The 22,793-nt window shown below is 58.7% G+C and carries 24 protein-coding genes and 1 tRNA gene; 18 read left to right on the top strand and 7 right to left on the bottom strand.

The window, feature by feature from the left end:
* Nucleotides 1-148: 148 nt before the first annotated feature.
* Both SYN9616_RS0114145 and cpcA read left to right on the top strand, forming a co-directional pair.
* Nucleotides 149-667, top strand: a complete 519-nt coding sequence (locus SYN9616_RS0114145) for a phycocyanin subunit beta (protein ID WP_028953680.1) — start codon at nucleotides 149-151, stop codon at nucleotides 665-667.
* 47 nt (nucleotides 668-714) lie between these two features.
* Entirely contained in the window at nucleotides 715-1,203 is a 489-nt protein-coding gene (gene cpcA, locus SYN9616_RS0114140; protein WP_028953679.1) for a phycocyanin subunit alpha, read from the top strand.
* 135 nt (nucleotides 1,204-1,338) lie between these two features.
* Here cpcA and SYN9616_RS15915 read toward each other — a convergent pair whose 3' ends face one another.
* Entirely contained in the window at nucleotides 1,339-2,208 is an 870-nt protein-coding gene (locus SYN9616_RS15915) for a phycobilisome rod-core linker polypeptide (protein WP_051411054.1), read from the bottom strand.
* Nucleotides 2,209-2,483: 275 nt separating this feature from the next.
* On the opposite strand from SYN9616_RS15915, the gene SYN9616_RS0114130 reads away from it, so the two are divergent.
* Both SYN9616_RS0114130 and SYN9616_RS0114125 read left to right on the top strand, forming a co-directional pair.
* Nucleotides 2,484-3,884: a HEAT repeat domain-containing protein gene (locus SYN9616_RS0114130; RefSeq protein ID WP_051411053.1), complete on the top strand. Its 1,401-nt coding sequence runs from the start codon at nucleotides 2,484-2,486 to the stop codon at nucleotides 3,882-3,884.
* Complete coding sequence (locus tag SYN9616_RS0114125; RefSeq protein WP_028953677.1) at nucleotides 3,881-4,354, top strand: low molecular weight protein-tyrosine-phosphatase; 474 nt, start codon at nucleotides 3,881-3,883, stop codon at nucleotides 4,352-4,354. Before SYN9616_RS0114130 ends, SYN9616_RS0114125 begins: the two co-directional genes overlap by 4 nt.
* Here the strand turns inward: SYN9616_RS0114125 and SYN9616_RS0114120 are convergent.
* Nucleotides 4,338-5,846 (bottom strand): bifunctional pantoate--beta-alanine ligase/(d)CMP kinase, encoded by a 1,509-nt coding sequence (locus SYN9616_RS0114120; RefSeq protein ID WP_156918839.1) that lies wholly within the window; start codon nucleotides 5,844-5,846, stop codon nucleotides 4,338-4,340. The genes SYN9616_RS0114125 and SYN9616_RS0114120 overlap by 17 nt on opposite strands.
* Before the next feature lie 11 nt (nucleotides 5,847-5,857).
* Nucleotides 5,858-6,562: a septal ring lytic transglycosylase RlpA family protein gene (locus SYN9616_RS0114115; protein ID WP_028953675.1), complete on the bottom strand. Its 705-nt coding sequence runs from the start codon at nucleotides 6,560-6,562 to the stop codon at nucleotides 5,858-5,860.
* A gap of 314 nt (nucleotides 6,563-6,876) precedes the next feature.
* Here SYN9616_RS0114115 and purM point away from each other — a divergent pair, with 314 nt between their 5' ends.
* Entirely contained in the window at nucleotides 6,877-7,914 is a 1,038-nt protein-coding gene (gene purM, locus SYN9616_RS0114110; RefSeq protein WP_028953674.1) for a phosphoribosylformylglycinamidine cyclo-ligase, read from the top strand.
* 130 nt (nucleotides 7,915-8,044) lie between these two features.
* On the top strand, nucleotides 8,045-8,668 hold the full coding sequence (locus tag SYN9616_RS0114100) for a hypothetical protein (protein WP_028953673.1): 624 nt from the start codon (nucleotides 8,045-8,047) through the stop codon (nucleotides 8,666-8,668).
* A 7-nt stretch (nucleotides 8,669-8,675) separates the two neighbouring features.
* Here SYN9616_RS0114100 and SYN9616_RS0114095 read toward each other — a convergent pair whose 3' ends face one another.
* Nucleotides 8,676-9,659 carry an aldo/keto reductase gene (locus tag SYN9616_RS0114095; RefSeq protein WP_028953672.1) on the bottom strand — a complete coding sequence of 328 codons (984 nt, stop codon included), beginning with the start codon at nucleotides 9,657-9,659 and terminating at the stop codon, nucleotides 8,676-8,678.
* Between the two features lie 258 nt (nucleotides 9,660-9,917).
* Between SYN9616_RS0114095 and SYN9616_RS0114085 the strand changes: the two genes are divergently transcribed.
* Nucleotides 9,918-10,361, top strand: a complete 444-nt coding sequence (locus tag SYN9616_RS0114085; protein ID WP_156918836.1) for a hypothetical protein — start codon at nucleotides 9,918-9,920, stop codon at nucleotides 10,359-10,361.
* An 11-nt stretch (nucleotides 10,362-10,372) separates the two neighbouring features.
* Here SYN9616_RS0114085 and SYN9616_RS0114080 read toward each other — a convergent pair.
* A tRNA-Cys gene (locus SYN9616_RS0114080) sits at nucleotides 10,373-10,443 on the bottom strand.
* A 54-nt stretch (nucleotides 10,444-10,497) separates the two neighbouring features.
* On the opposite strand from SYN9616_RS0114080, the gene SYN9616_RS0114075 reads away from it, so the two are divergent.
* Nucleotides 10,498-11,724, top strand: coding sequence for a lipid-A-disaccharide synthase-related protein (locus SYN9616_RS0114075; protein WP_028953670.1), 1,227 nt, complete (start codon nucleotides 10,498-10,500; stop codon nucleotides 11,722-11,724).
* Entirely contained in the window at nucleotides 11,724-11,981 is a 258-nt protein-coding gene (locus SYN9616_RS0114070; protein ID WP_028953669.1) for a hypothetical protein, read from the top strand. Before SYN9616_RS0114075 ends, SYN9616_RS0114070 begins: the two co-directional genes overlap by 1 nt.
* Nucleotides 11,982-12,011: 30 nt before the next feature.
* On the opposite strand, the gene SYN9616_RS0114065 is transcribed toward SYN9616_RS0114070, so the two are convergent.
* Nucleotides 12,012-12,656, bottom strand: coding sequence for a ribonuclease D (locus SYN9616_RS0114065; RefSeq protein ID WP_028953668.1), 645 nt, complete (start codon nucleotides 12,654-12,656; stop codon nucleotides 12,012-12,014).
* A gap of 120 nt (nucleotides 12,657-12,776) precedes the next feature.
* Between SYN9616_RS0114065 and SYN9616_RS0114060 the strand changes: the two genes are divergently transcribed.
* From SYN9616_RS0114060 to SYN9616_RS0114050, 3 genes are read left to right on the top strand one after another with little or no spacing between them, the layout of a single operon-like run.
* The gene (locus SYN9616_RS0114060; RefSeq protein ID WP_028953667.1) at nucleotides 12,777-13,160 is read left to right on the top strand and encodes a helix-turn-helix transcriptional regulator; all 384 of its coding nucleotides are present in this window, start codon (nucleotides 12,777-12,779) and stop codon (nucleotides 13,158-13,160) included.
* A 53-nt stretch (nucleotides 13,161-13,213) separates the two neighbouring features.
* Complete coding sequence (locus SYN9616_RS0114055; RefSeq protein ID WP_028953666.1) at nucleotides 13,214-13,777, top strand: cofactor assembly of complex C subunit B; 564 nt, start codon at nucleotides 13,214-13,216, stop codon at nucleotides 13,775-13,777.
* A 3-nt stretch (nucleotides 13,778-13,780) separates the two neighbouring features.
* Nucleotides 13,781-14,602, top strand: coding sequence for a hypothetical protein (locus tag SYN9616_RS0114050; protein WP_028953665.1), 822 nt, complete (start codon nucleotides 13,781-13,783; stop codon nucleotides 14,600-14,602).
* Between the two features lie 50 nt (nucleotides 14,603-14,652).
* On the opposite strand, the gene hemF is transcribed toward SYN9616_RS0114050, so the two are convergent.
* On the bottom strand, nucleotides 14,653-15,750 hold the full coding sequence (gene hemF, locus SYN9616_RS0114045; RefSeq protein ID WP_028953664.1) for an oxygen-dependent coproporphyrinogen oxidase: 1,098 nt from the start codon (nucleotides 15,748-15,750) through the stop codon (nucleotides 14,653-14,655).
* 117 nt (nucleotides 15,751-15,867) lie between these two features.
* Here hemF and SYN9616_RS0114040 point away from each other — a divergent pair, with 117 nt between their 5' ends.
* From SYN9616_RS0114040 to gshA, 6 genes are all read left to right on the top strand, one after another.
* Complete coding sequence (locus SYN9616_RS0114040) at nucleotides 15,868-16,944, top strand: Mrp/NBP35 family ATP-binding protein (protein WP_028953663.1); 1,077 nt, start codon at nucleotides 15,868-15,870, stop codon at nucleotides 16,942-16,944.
* Nucleotides 16,944-18,182, top strand: a complete 1,239-nt coding sequence (gene rodA / locus SYN9616_RS0114035; RefSeq protein WP_028953662.1) for a rod shape-determining protein RodA — start codon at nucleotides 16,944-16,946, stop codon at nucleotides 18,180-18,182. The genes SYN9616_RS0114040 and rodA overlap by 1 nt, the downstream gene beginning before the upstream one ends.
* Complete coding sequence (locus tag SYN9616_RS0114030) at nucleotides 18,179-19,546, top strand: sensor histidine kinase KdpD (protein WP_028953661.1); 1,368 nt, start codon at nucleotides 18,179-18,181, stop codon at nucleotides 19,544-19,546. The genes rodA and SYN9616_RS0114030 overlap by 4 nt, the downstream gene beginning before the upstream one ends.
* Before the next feature lie 92 nt (nucleotides 19,547-19,638).
* Complete coding sequence (locus SYN9616_RS0114025; protein WP_028953660.1) at nucleotides 19,639-20,070, top strand: photosystem I reaction center subunit II PsaD; 432 nt, start codon at nucleotides 19,639-19,641, stop codon at nucleotides 20,068-20,070.
* Nucleotides 20,071-20,124: 54 nt separating this feature from the next.
* The gene (locus SYN9616_RS0114020; RefSeq protein WP_028953659.1) at nucleotides 20,125-21,645 is read left to right on the top strand and encodes an anthranilate synthase component I family protein; all 1,521 of its coding nucleotides are present in this window, start codon (nucleotides 20,125-20,127) and stop codon (nucleotides 21,643-21,645) included.
* The gene (gshA, locus tag SYN9616_RS0114015) at nucleotides 21,642-22,784 is read left to right on the top strand and encodes a glutamate--cysteine ligase (protein WP_028953658.1); all 1,143 of its coding nucleotides are present in this window, start codon (nucleotides 21,642-21,644) and stop codon (nucleotides 22,782-22,784) included. The genes SYN9616_RS0114020 and gshA overlap by 4 nt, the downstream gene beginning before the upstream one ends.
* The last annotated feature ends 9 nt before the right edge of the window (nucleotides 22,785-22,793 follow it).

Below are 22,793 nucleotides of genomic sequence, written 5' to 3'. Positions count from 1 at the left end.
TTGCTACAGACGGATTAAACATTATGAACCGGCATCGAGAGCTCCTCGGAGCTTTCGCGAGAATCGTCTCGACCCGATGGGACTCTCCTTAGGATGTCCCCTCCGGTGTCTGTGACACCCATTTAGACGCTGCCCAAAGGAGTTCCAAATGTTCGACGCCTTCACCAAGGTTGTCGCCCAGGCCGATGCCAGGGGACAGTTCATCAGCACCAGTGAGATTGATGCTCTCGCCTCGGTGGTTTCCGACAGCAACAAGCGTCTGGACGCCGTGAACCGTATTTCAAGCAACGCGTCCACCATCGTTGCTAACGCTGCTCGCGAGCTCTTCGCTCAACAGCCTGCCTTGATCGCACCGGGTGGTAACGCCTACACCTCCCGCCGCATGGCCGCCTGCCTGCGGGACATGGAGATCATCCTCCGCTACGTCACTTATTCCGTGTTCACAGGCGACGCTTCTGTGATGGAAGATCGCTGCCTCAACGGCCTTCGCGAAACGTACCTGGCCCTCGGAACTCCTGGAGCTTCCGTGGCTGCTGGTGTGAACCTGATGAAGAGCTCTGCTCTCGACCTGGTGAATGACCGCGCCGGAATCACAGCTGGAGACTGCGCCTCACTCAGCAGCGAAATCGGTACCTACTTCGATCGCGCTGCCGCCTCTGTGGCCTGAATCAGGTTCTGCGCTTTTAACGACACACCACATTTCCCCACTCCATCATGAAAACCCCTCTCACCGAGGCTGTAGCAGCTGCTGATTCCCAGGGTCGCTTTCTGAGCAACACTGAAATCCAGGGTGCTTCAGGCCGTTTCACCCGGGCCCAGGCCAGCCTCGAAGCCGCCAAAGTGCTCACCAGCAAAGCTGACTCTCTGGTTGCAGGTGCAGCGCAAGCTGTTTACACAAAATTCCCTTTCACCACTCAAATGCAAGGCGCGAACTACGCCGCCGATGCACGTGGCAAAGAGAAATGTTCGCGCGACATCAGCTACTACCTGCGGATGATCACGTATTGCCTGGTAGCAGGTGGAACAGGTCCGATGGACGATTACCTGATCGCTGGTCTGGCTGAAATCAACCGCACCTTTGAGCTCTCCCCATCCTGGTATGTGGAATCTCTCAGGCACATCAAGGGCAACCACGGCCTCAGTGGCGATGCGGCTACAGAAGCCAACAGCTACATCGATTACGCCATCAACGCTCTGATCTAAGTTCTTTTCAAAAAACAACTGATCAGATCAGTCAGCCCCCTATCAAGGGGGCTTTTATTTTGCCGTTCATAAACTAGTTGTTCATAAAAAAGCCGGTCAATTGACCGGCTTTATATCACCTGATAAGCAACTGACTCATGCACGAGCCACTTTCGCATAACTAAAATTGTTATAACTCACAGGAACGCTTGCTTTGGCATACTTGTCAAAGAAGTTCGGGCTAATTTGTGGAGCCATTGCCTTCGTATAGACATAATTTGGGTTGGTCGATGTCTTGATACGACCCAGGGAAGCGACCCTTCCCATGATCAAACTTCTATTTCCAAGCGACCGATCACTTGAAGCCGATGGATGGTGCAGCTCAACCATCGATGGGAAGGTCGAGGTATAAGCTCCTGCCGCTGATTTAAAAGCTCGAACATAAGGAACCGTGTTGTCCCCAAAAACCTCAGCGTATTCTGCTGAACCGGTGAGGTGATCGATCAGTGCATCAAAACCTTGATCTGCAAGTAGAGCAATACTCTTCGACATCTCCGCCTGATCTACAGGAGGACGACCGAAAAGGTGCTTGTAATTCAACTCAATTCCACGCTGGGGTGAAACCTGATGAAAGAAATTCTTTTTATAAAATTCAGACTTAGCAAGGCCTGCAACAAACCCCCTCACATTGATGTCACCTTGACGAAGGCACGCTTCCAACTCCGTGCAGCGCTCATTCAGTGTTGGTGGCACATTGCCGAAAACCTGCTTGTAAGCAGCAGTGATCACGGCATCCAATGAGGACGTGTCCAATGACGTCAATTCGCCAAAGACACTGCCAAAAGGGCATTCCTCGTGAATTCTGGGACCGAGGCCGATAGACATGTTGCTGCAGCTTTTCAGCTTGAATTCAGCAACTGTCAAAGCCGGCTTGTTCGTTTTTGAAAAGCGACTCTGATAGGAGCGTGAAACCTGACCTCCCGCTTCTGCGACGAAATCAAGAGCCCGAGATTGCGTGCTTGACATGAATTCAGGTTGAAAAAGGCAATGGATCAATTCGTGGAGGCAAGTAAATGTGACCGCTCTTGAGCTTCCACTGATCTGCCTCGAGAGATCAACGCGATTGCGAAGACCTCAAAAACGTCACCACTTTCAAATGCGATCTCATGTTCCCACGCACTGAGAGAGCTGCAGCGTAAGCAACAAGGATTGACGTCTGTCTTAACAGATCAGCTCCGGCAACCAAATCGTGCCATCTAAGATAATGGCAAGAGTCGAGTTTGCGACCCAGTCTTTTGAGCTTGATCAACTCCGAGCAATCAGCACTTGCTGCACTTGAGAGCAACGATCCTGGAATTCGCTACCACGCGGCCTGGTGGCTAGGGAAACATCGCGTACAGAATTCTGTTCCCGCACTGATTCGCTGCCTCCACGATCGACGTGATGAAACATCAACCGGCGGCTTCCCCCTTAGGCGTCAAGCAGCACGATCATTAGGGCTGATTAAAAACAAAATCTGCGTCGAAGAACTTGTCAAGACATTGACAGAAAGCGACGACATCCAATTACACGAAGCGAGTATTCGCTCTCTCATTAACCTTGGATCAAAAGAATGTATCGCCCCCCTTATCAGTTACTTCAATTCCGAAGTGCAAGGAAAACCCATTGAATCCTTGATTGAAGCCTTCACTCTTTTCAAGGCATGGAGCATTAAAGACAAAATAAGACCTTACCTTCTTGACGACTCTGCCCGAATAAAAGGTGCTGCGAGCGCCTATTTCTACGCCTGCACGAACGACAAAGCTCACCTAGCGCAGATCTTTTCCTTACTAAGCCATGACAACCCATTCGCTCGACAATCAGCAGCTTTTGACTTGGCTCGGGTAGCCACACTCGAAGAAGGTTCGTCCATTCAAAATGCCAATATTCCAAACAACATCAAGTTGCATGTACTCAAAGAAATCTTGAGCCGATCAATCACATCAAACATTGAAAACAGGCAAACAAGTGCAAAGCCTTTATCAAGTCAAGTAATCAAATGGATGGCGACAATGGATCAACTGGTGGCAGAAACAACGAATGGAAATTTATTGAATCAGAAACATCAAATTTCACCTCACCCACCAGATGTTTCAAATGAGAAACAATCAGTACAAGACATCATTGCCGAAGCTATTGGGCTTTTAAAAAGTCGTACATCCTTTGATCGAGAGTATGGAATTCATCTCTTGAGTGCTTTGTCCCGTCAGGATCCTGCCATGATTCTTTCGCTCCACCAAAAGGAAACTGACCAGGACGTGATTATGGGCCTGATCAAAACCATGACATCAACAGGATGTCCTGAGTTTTCGTCTGTGCTGATGGAAGCCATTGGGCTTGAAATCGCCAACCACTGCCAAGGCAACATCCGCAGGGTTGCCGCTTGCGGGCTTGGGCGCATCGGATCTGAAATGATTGATCTTTCCATCCGCAGTCAAATCGTCAACAAATTGACCTGGACGATTGTTCATCCTGAAGATTGGGGATTGCGATACAGCGCTACTACAGCTTTGGAACAGATCGCAAATCATGATGCGCGAATGTCCTTAGCTGATGCCTATGAAACAGAGAACGACTTTTTAGTCAAAGAACGGATTGGATTAGCTCTTTCGAAAACAACATCTGTCCATACCATTCAAGAACAAAAGCCCAAAGCGCCATGAAGATTTTGTTCGTCTGCCTCGGCAACATCTGCCGCTCACCGGCTGCCGAAGGTGTTTTTCTACATCAGCTCGTTGAGAGAGAGCTCAACGAGCATTTCGTGGTGGATTCAGCCGGCACAGGGGGCTGGCATGTCGGCAATCCAGCTGATCGGCGCATGCAGGCTGCCGCGAACCGTCGAGGGATTCAGCTCCCCAGCTGCGCACGACAGATCAGCCTCGACGATCTCAGTGAATTTGATCTGATCCTCACGATGGACGATGCCAACCTGGCGGCCGTGACGAGCCTTGCCAGCGAAGCGGGCCGCCGGGCCACAGCCAAGATCAAGCCAATACTGAGCTATACGAGTCAGTTCAGTGAAACCGAAGTCCCTGACCCCTATTACGGCGGTGAAGAAGGTTTTGAGCACGTCCTAGATCTGCTGGAGAATGCCTGCTCCAACTTGCTCGACGATCTCAGCCCTCCGGCGTAGGCCAAGCCTCTTCAGCCACCCGGGCACGAAACAGTCCCACCAGCTCGTCGATCACCGCATCGATCGTCATGCCGTCAGTCACCAGTTCCAGAGCGTCTGACGCCTGTACCAGCGGAGCCTCCTCACGACTGCTGTCCATCCGGTCGCGCTCGGCGATCTGAGTTTCGAGTTCCTGGCGGTTCGGGGGCTCGAATCCACGTTGCTCCAGATCCAAAGCCCGCCGGCGTGCCCGCTCACTGACCGTGGCGGTGAGAAACACTTTGAGGTCTGCATCGGGGAACACGGCGGTGCCGATATCCCGGCCCTCAGCCACCAACCCACCCTTGGCACCCATGGCCTTCTGCTGAGCCGTAAGCGCCTGGCGGACGCAACGATGGGCGGCCACAGCCGACACAGAAGCTGTTACCTCCGGTGATCGGATCGCACTGCTGACATCCTCCCCATTCACCAGCACCTGCTGGCCTCCTCCTGGCAGAGAACGGAGATCAAGCTTGAAATCGATCAGCAGGGACTCGATCGCAACGGCATCAGCAGGATCGAGCTTGCGTTGTTGAACCAACCAGGTCACCGAGCGATACATCGCCCCGGTGTCGAGATAGGTCAGCCCGAGACGCTCGGCGAAGGCACGGGTCACCGTGCTCTTGCCGGCCCCTGCAGGTCCGTCAATGGCGACAAGAGGAGCTCGACTCATCAGAAACACGTGATCGATCAAACGGGTGCTTCCGCAGCGAACTGCGGCTGCAAGCAGCGAAATCGCCGTCTCCTGACCGCAGGGCTGCAGGCTTGCAGGAGCAACCCTTTCTACATACTCGACCTCGAGCCCAGCGGTGATGAGAGCCTGCCGCACATCGGTCACATCGTCTTCAAAACGGACCGCTTGAAGCACTCGGGGCAACGCCACAGCCCGTTCGCGGTCCTCCGGAGAGAGGTATTGATTGCGTGAACTCATCGCGAGGCCGTCGGCCTCGCGCACCGTTGGCACTCCCAACAACGTGATCGGGAGATTCAGATCCGCCACCAAACGCCGGAGAATGGTCAGTTGCTGCCAGTCTTTTTCTCCAAGGATCAGGCGATCAGGCTGCACCAAGGCCAGGAGGCGAGCCACAACAGTGGCAACACCATCGAAATGCCCCGGGCGCATCCGTCCACAGAGATGGGATTGAAGAAAAGCTGGGACCTGAAGACGAAAACAGTGTTCGGGGCCACCAGGGAAGACCTCGCTGATGTCCGGCGCCCATACAGCGTCCACGCCGGCGGATGCTGCAAGGGCGAGATCCTCCTGCAAGCAGCGCGGGTAGCGGTCGTAATCCTCCGAAGGACCAAATTGGAGCGGGTTGACGAACAGGCTGACGACAGTCGAACCGTCGGAGTTTGATGTGGCCAGCCTCATCAAACGGACATGACCCTCATGGAGGCCTCCCATCGTGGGAACCAAGGAAAGAGGGGCATGGCCTTCGGCCAACCAGGAGTGGAGGTCCTTTGCTGTTTGCAGCAGAACCGGGGTCAGCGCAACACCTCGAGACGCACCTGAGCGATTCCGGATGCTGTCAGACCAAGGCTGCTGGCAGCCCCATGGCCGAGATCAATGACGCGATGTCCCACGAAGGGCCCCCGATCATTGATCCGAATCACCGCCGAGCGACCATTCCAGAGATTGGTCACCCGAACCTTTGTCCCGAAGGGCAGTGTGCGGTGGGCGGCCGTCATCGTTCCGGGGCGATAGATCTCACCACTGGCCGTGCGGTTGCCGTAAAAGCCAGGGCCGTACCAGCTGGCCTCTCCCGTGATGATCTTCACCACATCAGGCACCGTTTTGACCTTCGGCGCTGGGGGAGCCGGCTCGAGCTCGGGTGATTCGTTCAACTCAACTGGAGTCAGGGTCGCTTTCAAAGAATTAGCGTCCTTGGCCGGTTGATCAGCGGCCGGTTGATCAGCAGCCGGTTGAGCAGTGGCCGCTTCAGAACTGCTCGCTTCTGAGTTGGTTGCTTCTGAATTGATTGTTTCCGTGGATGAGGCCGATGACTCACCTGAGGCCTCTTCCTTTTGAGACTCAGCGGAAAGAGTCTCAGCATCAGCCTGAACGCGCTCCGTCTCCGCCAGTGGGTTCGTTTGATCGCGAGCCTCAAGGTCGCCTGCGACAACCGGATACAGAGCTGGGCTGGCAGACACGGTCCCACAGAGACCGAACAGGATGATCAGATTGCGCAAAACCAACGATTCAGATCTGAGCGCTGTCAAATGACCGCGAAAAACCTGAACCTTTTCGTGTCAAACAGCTTCAAAAAAGTAAGAAAATTGACAACACCTGGGCTGGCCTCAACCCATCCAAGAACAGCCATCTACAGGGACTGAATCCCTTCCAAAAGCCCTACAACACTGGCGTCTGTCGTCCGACGAGAACAACCGAACGATCAGCCGAGCTGATGACAGCCAAAAGCGCCATTGATTCCCTGGCGAGACAGTTGGCTCACCGTCATTCAACGCATGACGGTGCAGGATCAAGTGCAGGAAGACCGCAATCCATGGATTACAAAGCTGCCGGCGTGGATGTGCAAGCCGGACGAGACTTTGTTGATCGGATCCGTGGCTCCGTGGAATCCACCCGCCGAACTGAGGTGTTGGGGGGCCTTGGAGGGTTTGGAGGCATCATGCGGCTTCCATCCGGAATGCGCCAGCCACTCCTGATTGCTGGAACCGATGGGGTCGGGACCAAACTCGACCTGGCTCAGATCCATCACCAACATCGTGGAGTCGGCCTTGATCTGGTCGCGATGTGCGTGAACGACGTGATCACATCAGGGGCCTCCCCCCTGTTCTTCCTGGATTACATGGCCACAGGAGCGCTGACGCCATCAGCCATGGCGGAGGTTGTGGACGGCATCGCTGATGGCTGCCGCCAGAGCGGATGCGCCTTGCTGGGCGGAGAGACAGCCGAGATGCCCGGTTTTTACCCGGCGGGTCGCTACGACCTGGCGGGATTCTGTGTCGCCGTTGTGGAGGAGTCGGATCTGATCGTTTCTCAGCGCGTTCAACCTGGCGATCGCATCATCGGCATTGCCAGTAACGGGGTTCACAGCAACGGCTTCAGCCTTGTGAGGAGTGTGCTGAACAGCGCTGAAGTAACAGCAGACACCACTTACGGACCCGAGGGCCGGCGGCTCATTGAGGATCTGCTCTGCCCCACCCGTCTCTACCCATCACTTGTGAGAAGCCTTTTGGAAGGCGACATCGACATCCACGGCATGGCTCACATCACTGGAGGAGGGCTTCCCGAAAATCTGCCGCGCTGTTTACCGGACGGCACCTTGGCTGTGATTGATCCCTCGAGCTGGCCGCGACCGGCGCTCTTCAACTGGCTGCAGGAGAACGGTGCGATTCCAGAGCAGGACATGTGGCAGACCTTCAACCTTGGCGTCGGCTTCTGCCTCGTGCTTTCGGACCATCAAGTGAATGACGCGATGGCGATCTGTGACAACAACGGGGTTCAGAGCTGGCCGATCGGCGAGGTGTCAGCCGGCCCAGAACGTTGCAAACCAGGACTCATCGGCATTCCGTCCTGATTGCTCCTGATTGCGTCAGTGTTGATCAAGAAGCTGCATGCCGAACATCAAGCCCAGCAGATGAATTAAGGTGCGCAAAGCACATCGGATGCCAATCCGATAGCAGCGTCGATACATCAGGTTAATTCCGATGCCTTTTGATAAATCTCAACGAGTCACGCGCCGTCGTTCGTCTGCAGGTCCGACGCCTCCCCGCCGTCCGTTACCGACAGCTCACGATCGGGGCCTCGGCCACAGACAGGGCCCGCGACCGACCTTTCTGACCCTGAGAGATCACGGGAAGGTGTTCGTGGCTGATTTGCCTTACCTCTCCGATGGACAACTAGCTCAGATCGGCAAGGAAGCTGAAGAAGTGCTGGTGAGCCTGGAGCGTAGGGTCACTGAACTTGAGCAGGATCCCAATCAGCCGGCGCAGGACCGCGACACCCTGATCAAGGCATCAACCAAGCTTGAAGTCACGCGTCGTTTCATTCGTGCCATCCAGGGCGAACAGGAGCAACGTCGCAACAACCCTGCATTGCGTCGAGCGGCAGGTGAGTCGTTGCCCAGAACCTTCCTCGAGGTTGCACGACATCGCCTCCCGGGCACAACGTTTGATTCATTGCTTCAGGAAGCGCTCACAGCCTGCGAACAGCGACAAAAGCCAGTCCAGGAGACCCCAAAACCGGAAAAGGTTGTTCCTCTCCGCCAGGACAAAGCCAGTCTCCCGGTTGTGGTCAGTCCAGACCCTGAGGACAACGCCGCCGGGGCATAACTGACATTCAGGAACTCTGAAAGGGATTGGACGGCATCCTTTCCCCGCAACGTTGTCGCTCCAGGTCAAGTCTTTGAACCTCCTCGTCGGTCAACGACCATTTGAGCGCCGCGGCCACATCACGGGCCTGCTCCGGACTGCGCAAACCGGGGATCGGTGTTGTTCCATGCGATCGGCACCAGTTCAAAGCCACCTGCACCATCGAGGCCCGATGGCTGAGGGCGATCTCCTCCATCACACGTCGGAGTGGAAGGCTTGCAGGCAGGAGTCGACGGAACAAACCTCGGCGAAGAGGGGTTGAAGGTGCCGGGCTGGCATCGGGCAGCTGCCCAAGCATCCCAAACGCCAAGGGGCTGTAGGCCAGCACCTCAATCTTGAGCTCAGAACAGAGGCGCAGCAGCCGATCCAGGCGTTGATCATCAGGAGCCAGAAGGGAGTACTGGAGCTGCAAGCTGCGCAAAACCACACCCCGATCCGCCAGTCGGTTGTGCATCCAGGCCAGGCGTGACGGCCCGACATTGGACACGCCCAGTTCCTGCACCTTGCCCTGAAGAACCAGATCCGCCATGCCGTCAAGCAGCGCGGACTCCTGCCAGGGGGCATAACGAGCCGTGCTCCAGTGCAACTGCACCCGCTGAAGATGTCCTTGCAGGCGATAAGAACTTGCCTGGAAGGCGCGATGGAACCCGCGACGGCCCAACCTCCAGGGAAACGGTGCCAGTTTTGTTGCAACAACGAGCCCGGCCTGCTGAGCTGGCGCTAATGCCGCGATGAAGCGACCTAGCAAGGTCTCGCTCCGCCCGTTGAGGCGCCCTGTTCCATAGGAATCAGCTGTGTCCACCAGCGTCAGGCCAGCGGTCACAGCCTCACGAAAGGTGTGGGACAAACGATCGTCATCCCTCTCTGGGTCGTACCCCCAGACCAGTTGATTCCCCCAGGCCCAGGTGCCGAATCCGATCCCGCTCAACCGGAACACACTGCTACGAGCCATGATCGTCTCACTTTCTGCAGTCACCATGTCCGGCAGGCCAGTCCAAGCCTCAGCTGAGGCCTCAGCAAGCCTGTCCGCTGAAGCAGGTGAGACGTCCAACAGCGACAAAGTGCTTTGTCAGCACTGCAAGCGCACGGCAACCAATGGAATCCGATGTTTGGGAATGTGCGTTGCGGACAGTGATTACTGATGCTGCGATTGATCAAGGTCTCGTTGTTCTTGACGATGCAGCTGGTGGTCCTGTCTAAGCGGTCGGCAATGGCCCAGGCACCTAGGCCTGTCCAGGAACCCAACTTCGGCAACTTTGAAACCACGGCCAGCCATTGCTCGATGGATCGCAATGGAACCGTCAACAACTGTTCCCGTGTTCAGCTGACCCAACGGGGCAGAACTGGGCTGCGAATCCGTTTCTCCGGCCCCGGAGGAGAACCAGGATCTACTAGCAGGGTGACGTTCATCGCCAGCCACCCCACTGGAGAACTTGCGCTTGCCTGCGATAAAGGGAACTGCAAACCTTCAGGCACGCCATGGGCCGCAACGGTGATCAGTGGTTCCACAGCCCAGTTCAATGCTCGGGGGCTGCCGGACAACCTCCCCAAGGCCTGGCCGATGCGCGGGACATGCAAGATTTCACAGGAGCTGATCGCTTGCCGAAGTCAATCGCGCAGCGGTTGGACCCTGAGCGCAGAAGCCAGACTTTGAGATGCGATCGAAGGCGGCACCCAGATTCGAACTGGGGATAAAGGATTTGCAATCCTCTGCCTTACCACTTGGCCATGCCGCCGAACGGGAACCTCAGTCCCCATCAGGCGATCGTATCAGCCACATCAGGACCACCTTGCTGGTGCTCTGCAACGGTCATGGTGAGGATCTGATTGCCCTCAGAGTGCTCGAGGCCGTCCACCGGCTGCGTCCTCAGCTGTCTCTGGAAGTGATGCCCCTGGTGGGGAAGGGGCGAGCCTTTGACGCGGCTGTCGAGGGCGGCTGGCTGCAGAAAATCGGTCCTTCGGCGACGTTGCCCAGTGGAGGCTTCAGCAACCAGAGCTTCAAGGGGCTCCTTTCAGACCTCTCAGCCGGACTGCCACTGCTGAGCTGGCGGCAGTGGAGGCTGTGCCGACGACTGGCTCGCCAGAACAGAGTGATGCTGGCCATTGGTGACCTGTTACCGCTTCTGCTGGCTCGCAGCAGTGGAGCATGCTTCGGGTTCCTCGGAACTCCAAAGAGCGATTACACCTGGCGCAGCGGCCCAGGTCATGCCCTCAGCGATGTGTATCACCGCTTGAAAGGCAGCGAATGGGATCCCTGGGAGTGGGCCTTGATGACCTCCAGACGTTGCCGTTTGGTGGCCATGAGAGACCGCCTCACGGCTCGAGGACTCCAGCGTCATGGGGTATCGGCGGTCGCGCCAGGGAACCCGATGATGGATGGCCTGTGTCGGGAATCGCCACCAGCTGCGCTGAAGCGTTGCCGACGGATCCTGATGCTCTGCGGCAGTCGGATGCCGGAAGCGAGCAGCAATTTCCGCCGTCTTCTGGCAGCGACCCATCAACTGGAGACCTCCCCAACACCTGTGGCACTGCTGGTGGCCGTGGGATCCCAGCCCCCTCTCGAGGTCCTGGAACAACTGTTGAAGCAAGACGGTTTCCGGCGCAGCCTGCCGCCATCAGACGAGCTGGGAGCCGTAGCCTGCTGGGTCAAAGGGCCTCTGCTGGTTCTGATCGGGCGCCGCTGCTTCGATCGCTGGGCGGGCTGGGTGGAAGCCGGCCTGGCTACAGCCGGTACGGCGACGGAACAGCTGGTGGGATTGGGCATCCCAGCTGTGTCCCTGCCAGGCCCTGGCCCACAGTTCAAAAAAGGATTTGCCAGACGTCAGAGTCGTCTTCTCGGAGGAGCCGTCTATCCCTGCGGAGACACCATCGAGCTCGCCCGCAAGCTTGACCGCCTGCTCAGCGACGATGAGCTGGTTGAACGACTCGGCAGGATCGGGCAACGACGGATGGGCCCGCCAGGGGGAAGCCAACGGCTTGCGAGGCTGGTTCTCAAGCAACTCTGCGGGGACCTTTGATGGCTGCGATCCAAGATCACGCTTACGTGAAACTTTGCGCCCAGCTGGCCAGTGAGCTGGGAATCAGTCTGGCCAGTGCTCGCCGCAAAGTTGATCAGATGGCAGCGCGGGAAGGAACCCGCGACAACGAGCGCAGGAGAACCCTTGCCGCAACCTTGCTGGAGGAGGCGAGACGGGATGGCGATGCAGCCAGAGCACGACTCAACACGCTGCTCAGTAACAGTGAAGGGGACGGCAATTTCCAGCTTGAGGACTAATCCGGCCAGAAGCTTGTCCAGCACTCGAAACTAGTGCTCGAAGGTTTGGTGAAACCGCAGACGATCCAGCTCAGCGACAACGGGAATGCAGCTGAAGCAGCGGCAAGCCAGGTCCCAGCGCCCTTCTCTGCGCAGCATCTCCTCGAGCCTCTGGCGTGCGGGGAGCAGGTAGCGGACGTCGTTGGCCGCGTAGGCGAGCTGGGTCTCTGACAGCTGATCAACCCGACCCCAATCGCTGCTCTGAGCACCTTTGTCCAGCTCCACGCCGACAAGCTCCATCACCAGATCCTTCAGACCATGGCGCGGGGTGTATGTCCTGGCCAAACGGCTGCCGACCTTGGTGCAGAACAGAGGATTGACAGCGATACCTAGCCCGCTGGCCAGGGCTGCCACATCAAAACGGGCGTAATGGAACACCTTCTCCACATCCTTGGCTTCCATGAGACTTTTGAGCCTCGGAGCTTCGGATTGCCCCAGAGCGATGCGGATGCAGGCCACCCGATCGTGCTCATCGGCGATCTGCACCAGGCAGAGCCGGTCGCGGCCGTGGATCAGGCCCATCGCCTCGGTGTCCACCGCCAGGGCAGACACCCCCAGATAACGCTCGGTCCAGAGCGGATCCAGGTCCCCATCGAAGACGGCAAACTCTGCGGCAGCGGGCAGCGGCTCAGCCATTGGGAAGCGCGAACGGATGGATCGCGGCCAGTGTGCCCGCCGGAATGACCAAGAAGATCAAAATTCCCTCTTGAATCTCAAAATGAGATCGACTTTCATGGAAAAAGCGACACAGCCGCTTTGTTCTCCAGACGAAAGCCCTCGCGCAACTGCCTTGCGGATATCGAGCAGTACTTCCAGCAGCCGCCACCACAGTTCCTCGATCTGGAACTTGCGGTCTGCTGGGTTCTCGAATGCCTCCTGAAGGATGACAACTATCCCTCCGGACTTCTACAGAAACTGACCCGTGAAGAGCCCCAGCTGCGGCTCTCCGAGACCGTCCTGCAACAAGCGCTGGAATTCCTTGAGCAACAGGGATCCATCACCACATACACCCAGCGATGCCCCAGCCGTGGGCGACCAAGACGGATGCTCCACCTGCAGCCGACAGCCCGCAATGAGGCAGAAAAGCTGATGTCTCCCTGGCACAGCTGGCTCGACTCGCATCGCCTCGTGCTCAGCTGAACGCTTCCTGAGGCGACGGTGGAATAAGTTCCTGCCAACGCCGCCTCGGCGAGATGCCCGCAGGATTTCAATCCACCCTTCTACTGACGGTGCTGCTGGCCATCGGGCTGGTGTTTTTCCTGCGGGCGGCCAGCAAAGACCGGACCACGGTTGTGGATGTGAGCTCTCCGAAACCTCCTCTCGAGGTGCTTGAGACGCTCACTCAGTGGCTTGAGAAGCGCGGCTGGAGCCGCATTGGAGGCGATGCAGAACGTCAGGTCTTGCGCTTCCGTGGCCAGGTGGCGGCAAGTCGTCCGCTGGCGGTTCTGCTGTCCGTTCTGGCAGCCATCGGAGGCGCCTGCTTTGGCCTGGTGCTTCAGCAGCTGAACCCCCAATGGCATGGCTGGCCACTCCTCCTGATTGGCCTTGGTCCAGTCGCAGGACTCGTTTACGACAAACGGGCTGCACGCATCGAAGACCTCGAACTTCGTCTTCTTGAAGACGTCGATACCACTCTCACCACGGGCAGCTACCTGCGTCTGCGTGCTCATCGCGACGAGCTGATCGCCATCGAGCTCGAACTCTCGGAGTCCCTTGAGCTCGCCAGTGATGGCTCACTGCTTTCATCACCGATCTGATCGATGCCATTACCCGGTTGGATCCGAAGTCGTCGGATCTCCCTCACGATCTCCCTGACAACCCTGTCGCTGCTCGTGCTTGCCAAAGCGGCAGAAACTCCGCGCAACTGGCTGCCGAATCCTCCAGAGCGCAAAGAGCCCGTCGTTGCCAGTTGTCCTGCCATCACCAACCCCGATCCCCTGATGGGGCCGCGGACCCGGATACCAGGTCGCTGGAAGGGCGTCGCGCCAGTCAGCCCCGATCTTCCGATTGTCGTGATGGCAGGCCATGCCGATTCCCAGAACATGGATGGGTCCGGCACCCCTGGGTATGCCGTTGATGTGCTGAAGCAGCGTCCGATGGATGGCCGCATGCGCGATGAGCTGTACTGGAACTTCAAGGTGCAACAGAAGGTTGTGCAGCTGGGACGGCAACGGGGCCTGAACATCAGCGGCTACACGCCTCCGTCACTCACGATCCGCAATCACAGGGACCCAGCCACCAACTGGACCCAGGCCAAGATGCGGTCGGCACGTGGTGATTACATCCTGGAGATTCACTTCGATGCCTACAGCCCCTATGGCTTCGGCTCGGGCCTGATTCCGGCAATCAACCGCAGGCTCAATGTGGTGGATGAAAGCCTGGCCATCGCCTTCGGCCGCTTCCCCAGCAATTTCCGCGGTGGCCTTGGCGGTCCTCGCCGCGGCATCGGCATCCTTGAAATCGGCATGCTCCAGGGGGAGCTGGAAAACCGGCTTAGGGATCCAAGCAGACGCGAGGAAACTATCCAATGCCTGGCCAGCCGCGTGGTGGATGCCTTGGCCAGGGGTGTGGGTCGCAGCTGATCGGGCCCAACCCAACTCCATGAAGCTGGAGTTCCTGTCGTTGAACCGCGTCAGTACACCGCGTGATGAGGTCGGCAACGATCCTCAAGAGAATGATCTCCCAGCCAGTCCTGCGGCTTGGTGAACAACTCTGTCAGCAGCGCCTCCCTTGACCCAGGCTCGGCCTGATAGCCGTACTCCCAGCGCACGAGAGGGGGCAGCGACATCAGAATCGACTCAGTGCGACCGTTCGTTTGGAGCCCGAAGATCGTTCCCCGATCCCAAACGAGATTGAATTCCACATAGCGACCGCGCCGATACAGCTGAAAATTCCGTTCCCGCTCGCCATAGGGGAGCGCCTGCCGCTTCTCGACGATGGGGCTGTATGAGGGCAGAAACGCTCGGCCACAGGCCTGTCCGAGCGAGAAGAGCTGCTCCCAGCCGAGGGGGCACGGACCCAGCTCGGACGACGTTGCAGCAGCCGGACCGCCGCCATCCTGCCCCTTGTAAAGGATCCCATTGGAGTCCTGGTAGTCGTAGAAGATGCCTCCGACGCCACGGGTCTCGCCGCGGTGCTTCAGGAAGAAGTACTCGTCGCACCAGGGCTTGAACACCTTGTGGAGATCGGGATGCACCGAATCGCAGGCAGCCTGAAGCGTGCGATGGAAATGGCGAGCATCCTCGAGAAAGGGGTAGTAGGGGGTCAGGTCGGCTCCACCTCCGAACCACCACACCGGACCGGCTTCGAAATAGCGGTAATTGAGGTGGACTGTGGGGATATAAGGGCTGCGGGGATGCAGAACCATGGACGTCCCGGTTGCAAACCATGGATGCCCCTTGGCTTCCGGGCGTTGTTTCAGAATCGAAGGAGGCAGCTCCTGGCCCTGCACCTCGGAGAAGTTCACGCCTCCCTGTTCAAAGACCCGACCATCACGCATCACCCGGGAGCGACCGCCACCACCCTCTGGTCGCTCCCAACTCTCCTCAGTGAAACGGCCCTCCCCATCAAGGGCTTCGAGACCCGAACAGATCTCGTCCTGCAGGCCCATCACCATGCTGCGAGCGCGCTCTCGTGAATCCTTGGGGGGCGGCTCCGGCGCAGGATTGGACGCGCCGCCAGCCTGCTTCCCGGCAGGGCCGAAGACGCGTCGGAGCAGGCTGCGAACCATGGGAGGCAACTGGTGGGGATCTGAGCACCTAAACAGGTCGGGGGAGACACCGACAAGGACCCGTCAGGGACTGTCATGGGCGCCACCCCTAGGATCCAGCTCACGACACCACGTGAGATGGTTACGGCGGAGCAGGCGCTGAGCTGCCTGGAACAGGTGAAGGATGCCGGCAGCGGCCGCTCCGCCATCGATCTGGGATGGATCGAGCATGTCCGTGTTGCACCGCCGAGAGTGGTATTCCGACTTTCGCTTCCCGGGTTTGCCCAGAGCCAGCGAGAGCGGATCGCCACAGAAGCCAAAGAGCTGCTGAATTCTCTGGATGGCATCAGCGACATCCAGATCGAACTCGGACAACCTGCCAGTCAAGGCGGCATCGGCCAGGCGGGTCATGGACAGCAGTCCGAGCGACAGAGCATCCCAGGTGTTCAGCGGGTCATCGCTGTCAGCAGCGGCAAGGGCGGTGTCGGCAAGAGCACCGTCGCCGTCAATCTGGCCTGCGCGTTGGCCCAACAGGGCCAACGGGTGGGCCTTCTTGACGCCGACATTTACGGCCCCAACGCCCCAACCATGCTGGGGGTCGCTGATCAGACGCCGGAGGTCATCGGCAGCGGTGATGACCAACGGATCATCCCGATCAGCAGCTGCGGGGTGGCCATGGTGTCCATGGGCCTTCTGATCGATGAGCACCAACCGGTGATCTGGCGTGGCCCGATGCTCAATGGAATTATTCGTCAGTTCTTATATCAGGCCGAATGGGGTGATCGAGACGTCCTGGTGGTTGACCTTCCCCCTGGCACAGGCGATGCCCAGTTGTCTCTGGCACAGGCTGTTCCCATGGCAGGCGTTGTGATCGTGACGACACCGCAACAGGTGTCGCTTCAGGATGCCCGCCGCGGGCTGGCCATGTTCCGTCAGCTCGACATCCCTGTTCTGGGGGTGGTTGAGAACATGAGCGCCTTCATCCCCCCTGATCAGCCTGACAAGCGATACGCCTTGTTCGGCAGCGGCGGAGGCCAATGCCTGGCTGATGAATACGACGTCCCTCTGCTGACTCAGATCCCCATGGAAATGCCGGTTCAGGAGGGTGGGGATTCAGGCCGGCCGATTGTTCTCAGCCGCAGCGAATCCGCCAGCGCGTCTGCCTTCGGGGCGCTGGCAGACGCAGTGCTGCAACAGGCGGACATCAGGGCCTGATGTACTCCAGCCGCAAGGGTCGGAGACGACGGCGGGAATGGGTTCTCTGGGGCGTCCCATTGGCCATGGTGGCGGTTGCGGGCCTGCTTATCGCCAGCACCCAGCGCCAGGCCAACTACGCCGACTGGTACCACCACTGGATCACAGCCGGTGCCGGTGTGCTGATCGCGCTGGTGCTGGAGCGGCTGCCGTTGAACCGTCTGAAACCACTTCTGATCCCCATTTACGGACTGACGCTGATCAGCCTCGTGGCGGTGAAGGTGATTGGCACCACCGCACTCGGAGCCCAGCGCTGGATCAGCATCGGAGGGGTGAACGTGCAGCCATCGGAATTCGCGAAAATCGCCGCAATCCTGCTTGTGGCCGCTGTTCTCTCGCGCCATCCAGTCGAACGACCCGTTGATCTGATGCGCCCCCTCGGGGTGATTTCGATCCCATGGCTGCTGGTTTTCATCCAGCCCGATCTCGGCACTTCACTGGTGTTCGGGGCTCTGATGCTCACGATGCTGTACTGGTCGGGGATGCCCATCGAATGGGTTGTGCTGCTGCTGTCACCACTGCTGACAGCGTTGTTCGCCGGGCTGCTTCCCTGGGGAATGGCCATCTGGATTCCGTTGATGGCGCTTCTGGCCTACCGCTCACTTCCCTGGAAACGCCTGGCCGCAACGGTCACAGTGCTGGTCCACGGAAGCATGGCCTTCGTGACCCCATGGCTCTGGATGCACGGGCTGAAGGACTACCAAAGGGATCGTTTGGTGCTGTTTCTTGATCCATCCAAGGATCCACTCGGAGGCGGCTATCACCTGCTTCAGAGCACGGTGGGGATCGGCTCAGGCGGATTGTTCGGGACCGGACTGATGCAGGGTCAGCTGACCAAGCTGCGATTCATTCCTGAGCAACACACGGATTTCATCTTCAGCGCACTTGGGGAGGAGACCGGCTTCATCGGCTGCATCCTTGTGGTGGTGGGTTTCACACTGCTCATGGCCCGACTCCTGCAGGTGGCTCGTCATGCCCGCTCCGATTTCGAGGCACTGGTGGTGATCGGGATCGGCACGATGATCATGTTTCAGGTGGTTGTGAACATCTTCATGACCATCGGCCTGGGACCGGTCACAGGAATTCCCCTCCCCTTTCTCAGCTACGGACGTTCGGCGATGGTGGTCAACTTCATTGCTCTTGGCCTCTGCCTGTCCGTCGTGCGTCAGAGCCGAGGGCTGAGCCCGGGACGACGTTGAGCGGGACAGGCCTCCATTTCGAGGAGCTGCGTCAGCGCCTGGCAGCCGACCGCCCGATCGGCCGCTGCGACGAAGCCTCAGTCCGACGGCTCTGGTGGGCAGCACTGGAAACCCTGCAACAGGATCTGCTCATTCCAGAGGATGTTCAGAACGGACTTTGGTTGGCGGCTCCGCTGCCAGCCCTCTATGAACCTCAGCTGCTGGGATCGCTGCACGGCTGGGTCTGGGCTCCGGAGGAGCTGGAGCAACTCCTGCCCGTCTCGGCAGCTCTGCCCGGGACCGGAACTGCGGTGCGTCACCCAACTGGACGCAACTACAGACGATTGGCTTTGCATCCTGAGGATTGCAGGGATCCACTGCTGATCCTGATCACGCCCCAGCTTCAACTGGCTCTGGCACTGCAGGGATCAGAGGGCAAGCGTCAGCTGCTGATGAGCAGTGACCCCACCACGCTTGGGGACAGCCTGGCTCTGATTGGACGTCAGCTGCAGGAGCTGGACCCCGCCATGGCGGAACAACTTCAGGACGACCTGAGACAGCTCGGACCACTCCACACCGATGAAACGCTGCCAAAGCGGTTCTGGCCACAACTGGCGGAGAGGCTCACCACGATGGCTCCCAGCATCACGCTGCAAACACCCACAAACTCCGCGCAACGCGAATCCGATCCGCAGGACGACCTGGGCCTGCTGGAGGCACTCAGCCATGAAGTCCGCACACCGCTAGCAACCATCCGCACCCTGATCCGCTCCCTGATCAGACGGCGCGATTTGCCGTCGGTGGTGATGAAACGGCTCCGCCAGATCGATGTGGAATGCAGCGAACAGATCGACCGCTTCGGCCTGATCTTTCATGCCGCTGAATTGCAGAGGCAACCGCAGCCTTCGAATCTGGCCCGCACCGATTTAGCTCAGATTCTCGAGTCGCTCGAGCCAGCCTGGACCAACCAGCTGGAACGGCGAGGAATCGAGCTCAAACTCGATCTGGAAGCAGGGCTTCCGCTCGTGCTCAGTGATCCAAGGCGTTTGGAGCCGATGCTCGGCGGTTTGATTGACCGGGCCAGTCGCGGGCTCCCGTCGGGCAGCGGCCTGACGCTGCTGCTTGGTGCCGCAGGCGCTCGCCTCAAGCTTGAGATCCTTGCGCAGCCACCGAGTCGGGAAACGGGTCCATCCGAGCTGACGGGACAGGAGCCCTCCCAGACAGCCAAGGTCGGTGCCGTCCTGAGCTGGGACCCCAGTACCGGCAGCCTCCAGCTGAGCCAGCAGGCAACCCGCCAGCTGCTGGCCAGCCTTGGCGGACGCTACCGGCAACGGGAAGACCGAAATCTCACTGTGTTTTTCCCTGTTGCGTTCGAGACTGGATGAAGGGGTGTGACGGTTGTGATCAGAGTGGGAATCAGGGCCCGGTCGCAGTGCTACTTTCCAGTCGTAATGGCCCGTCTGGAGTCCTGCAGCCCATGACAGCATCGGCGTTGAACGGTCAACTTCCTCAGTACATCGGCAGCACTGGCGGCCTGTTGAATTCCGCTGAGACCGAAGAGAAGTACGCGATCACCTGGAACAGTGCGAGCGCCCAGGCCTTCGAGCTCCCAACGGGAGGCGCGGCGATGATGAACGAGGGCGACAACCTCATGTATTTCGCCCGCAAAGAGCAGTGCCTGGCACTGGGAACACAGCTGAGAACCAAGTTCAAGCCTCGGATCGAGAACTACAAGATCTACCGGATTTTCCCTGGCGGAGACACCGAGTTCCTGCACCCTGCCGACGGCGTTTTCCCTGAGAAGGTCAACGAAGGTCGCCCCATAGTCGGGCACAATCCCCGTCGTATCGGCCAGAACGTCAATCCAGCGAACATCAAATTCAGCGGCCGCAACACCTACGACGGCTGAATCCCAGACTCTTCAGTGTTTTTTGAACACTGCTGAAGCTGGCAGGATGCGCGCATGTTCAATCCTGATCGCAGTGCCTTTCGCGAGGCTGCTGCTGCTGGCGCCAACCTGATTCCACTGGCGGAAAGCTGGCCGGCAGACCTGGAGACTCCTCTCACCACCTGGATCAAGGTGGGAGCGGATCATCCTCCCGGAGTCCTCCTCGAATCGGTGGAGGGTGGGGAGACCCTGGGCCGGTGGAGCGTTGTGGCCTGCGATCCACTCTGGACCGCATCGGCGAGGGGCGACTGCTTGACCAGGCGGTGGCGCAATGGTGATCAGGACACCTTTCAGGGCAACCCTCTGGAGGCCCTCCAGCAGTGCCTCAGCGACTATCGCTGTGGCAACTTGCCTGGACTTCCCCCACTGGGGCAGCTTTACGGAATGTGGGGCTATGAACTGATCCAGTGGATTGAGTCAACGGTTCCAGTTCATCCCAGAGCAGCAGACGATCCTCCTGATGGCATTTGGATGCTCATGGATGCCGTCCTGATTTTTGATCAGGTGAAACGGCTGATCACCGCTGTTGCCTACGCCGACATCGATCGGGCAGAGAGCGAAGAGGAGGCCTGGACAGCCGCGCTTGGGCGAATCCATGACCTGCGTCGTCGCATGAATGCGCCGCTGCCCTCCGTCGCAGCATTGCCATGGACACCCGCCACGTCGGAGGTCAGGAATGTCAGGAGCAATCGAAGTCGCGCAGAGTTCGAATCGTCCGTTCGCACCGCCCGCGATCACATCGCTGCAGGGGATGTGTTCCAGCTCGTGATCAGTCAAAGGCTGGAAACCACCGTTCCTCAGCAGCCCCTCGAGCTCTACCGGAGCTTGAGGATGGTGAATCCGTCTCCCTACATGGCCTTCTTCGATTTCGGAGACTGGCAACTGATCGGCTCCAGTCCTGAAGTCATGGTGCATGCGGAACCGGCCGCTGAAGGGGTCCGCGCCAGCCTGCGACCGATCGCCGGCACCCGGCCCCGTGGGCGCACATCCTCTGAAGACAGGGAACTGGAAATCGATCTCCTCGCAGACCCGAAAGAACGGGCCGAGCACGTGATGCTTGTGGATCTAGGCCGTAACGACCTTGGCCGCGTCTGCCGACCGGGAAGTGTCAAAGTCAGTGACCTCATGGTCATCGAGCGCTACTCCCACGTGATGCACATCGTGAGCGAGGTGGAAGGTCAACTGACCGCCACGAACAATGTCTGGGAGCTCCTCAAAGCGGCTTTCCCCGCCGGCACTGTCAGCGGAGCGCCCAAGATTCGGGCAATGCAGTTGATCAATGCCCTTGAGCCCGATGCCCGCGGTCCCTATTCCGGCGTGTATGGATCTGTGGATCTCTGTGGTGCGTTGAATACGGCCATCACGATCCGCACCATGGTTGTTCAGCCCGCAGCTGATGGAGGAACCAACGTCAAAGTGCAAGCCGGCGCTGGGATCGTTGCAGACTCAATCCCGGCTGCCGAATACGAGGAGACCCTCAACAAGGCACGCGGCATGCTCACGGCACTTGCCTGTCTCAATCCTCCGGGTTCATGAGCCCTGCCCTGTTGCTCAAAGGCTTTGAGGTGGAGTTGTTCACCGGCAGACCCTCCGGAGAAAACGTTGGTGTGGCTTCTCAGGTTGCCCAAGAGCTGCCGGGCTTCGTCACAGAACCAGACCGGCGGAATCTGGAATACATCACCGAACCCGAGGCGTCCTATGACCGCATCGAGGAAGCTCTGCTGCAACCTCGCAGAACGCTCCGGCAGTGGCTGGCGCCCCAGGGCCTGACCCTGCTTCCTGGAAGCACACTCAGTCTCGGAGACAGCGAGCGCTTCGAACGCTCCGATCCGACCAATCCATATCACTCGCTGATCGAATCGACCTACGGAACCCGGGTCGTGACCGCCAGCGTCCACATCAATCTTGGTCTGACGGATCCGGAGCTGCTGTTCGCAGCGGTACGGCTGATTCGTTGCGAGGCCGCCCTGCTGCTGTCCCTCAGCGCCAGCTCACCCTTCATCGGTGGACAACTCAGCGGGCAACACTCACAACGTTGGCAGCAGTTCCCGCTGACCCCGGAGCACGTTCCACTGTTCATCAACCATCGGCATTACATCGAGTGGGTTGAGGAGCAACTGGCCAGCGGTGCGATGCGCAACGAACGCCATCTCTGGACCTCCGTGCGCCCGAACGGACCCGAACGTCCCTACTCCCTGAATCGATTGGAGCTGCGGATCTGCGATCTCGTGACAGACCCGGCCGATCTGATGGCGATCACGGTTTTCCTGGAACTGCGCGTGATGGCGCTGATTGAGCAACAAACACGCCTGGATCCTCTCTGCAGCAGTGAACTATCGCTGGCAGAACTGGCCACACTTGCCGATCAAAACGATGCAGCCGCGTCCCAGACCAGCCTGGAGGCCCGCCTGAATCATTGGCAAGACGGGCGCTCGATCCGTTGCCGGGACTGGATCTTGGAGCTGCTTGAAAGCATGGAACCCCTGGCTGAGAGCCTTGGCCTGTTGGAGCGTCTGCAACCGATCAGAACGCTTCTGAAACAGGGCAACCAGGCGATGCGGTGGTTGGATGTGCACTCTCAGGGCCATTCCATCAGTGCACTGCTGCGCGATGGGGCCATCGCGATGGAGCAGCAAGAACTGGTGGCTCACGGCGAAAGCGCCGCTTTGGGATGATCATGTCCA

This window comes from Synechococcus sp. CC9616, assembly GCF_000515235.1.
Lineage (GTDB): Bacteria > Cyanobacteriota > Cyanobacteriia > PCC-6307 > Cyanobiaceae > Parasynechococcus.
The sequence above is the reverse complement of the archived record's forward strand: the minus strand, read 5'-3'. Positions and strand labels throughout refer to the sequence as shown.

Bases quoted from the DNA above. Each gene is read 5' to 3' on its own strand.
- SYN9616_RS0114145 (WP_028953680.1), top strand. From the start codon at position 149: ATGTTCGACGCCTTCACCAAGGTTGTCGCCCAGGCCGATGCCAGGGGA.
- cpcA (WP_028953679.1), top strand. From the start codon at position 715: ATGAAAACCCCTCTCACCGAGGCTGTAGCAGCTGCTGATTCCCAGGGT.
- SYN9616_RS15915 (WP_051411054.1), bottom strand. From the start codon at position 2,208: ATGTCAAGCACGCAATCTCGGGCTCTTGATTTCGTCGCAGAAGCGGGA.
- SYN9616_RS0114125 (WP_028953677.1), top strand. From the start codon at position 3,881: ATGAAGATTTTGTTCGTCTGCCTCGGCAACATCTGCCGCTCACCGGCT.
- purM (WP_028953674.1), top strand. From the start codon at position 6,877: ATGGATTACAAAGCTGCCGGCGTGGATGTGCAAGCCGGACGAGACTTT.
- SYN9616_RS0114100 (WP_028953673.1), top strand. From the start codon at position 8,045: ATGCCTTTTGATAAATCTCAACGAGTCACGCGCCGTCGTTCGTCTGCA.
- SYN9616_RS0114095 (WP_028953672.1), bottom strand. From the start codon at position 9,659: ATGGCTCGTAGCAGTGTGTTCCGGTTGAGCGGGATCGGATTCGGCACC.
- SYN9616_RS0114085 (WP_156918836.1), top strand. From the start codon at position 9,918: ATGGCCCAGGCACCTAGGCCTGTCCAGGAACCCAACTTCGGCAACTTT.
- SYN9616_RS0114070 (WP_028953669.1), top strand. From the start codon at position 11,724: ATGGCTGCGATCCAAGATCACGCTTACGTGAAACTTTGCGCCCAGCTG.
- SYN9616_RS0114065 (WP_028953668.1), bottom strand. From the start codon at position 12,656: ATGGCTGAGCCGCTGCCCGCTGCCGCAGAGTTTGCCGTCTTCGATGGG.
- SYN9616_RS0114055 (WP_028953666.1), top strand. From the start codon at position 13,214: ATGCCCGCAGGATTTCAATCCACCCTTCTACTGACGGTGCTGCTGGCC.
- SYN9616_RS0114050 (WP_028953665.1), top strand. From the start codon at position 13,781: ATGCCATTACCCGGTTGGATCCGAAGTCGTCGGATCTCCCTCACGATC.
- hemF (WP_028953664.1), bottom strand. From the start codon at position 15,750: ATGGTTCGCAGCCTGCTCCGACGCGTCTTCGGCCCTGCCGGGAAGCAG.
- SYN9616_RS0114040 (WP_028953663.1), top strand. From the start codon at position 15,868: ATGGTTACGGCGGAGCAGGCGCTGAGCTGCCTGGAACAGGTGAAGGAT.
- rodA (WP_028953662.1), top strand. From the start codon at position 16,944: ATGTACTCCAGCCGCAAGGGTCGGAGACGACGGCGGGAATGGGTTCTC.
- SYN9616_RS0114025 (WP_028953660.1), top strand. From the start codon at position 19,639: ATGACAGCATCGGCGTTGAACGGTCAACTTCCTCAGTACATCGGCAGC.
- SYN9616_RS0114020 (WP_028953659.1), top strand. From the start codon at position 20,125: ATGTTCAATCCTGATCGCAGTGCCTTTCGCGAGGCTGCTGCTGCTGGC.
- gshA (WP_028953658.1), top strand. From the start codon at position 21,642: ATGAGCCCTGCCCTGTTGCTCAAAGGCTTTGAGGTGGAGTTGTTCACC.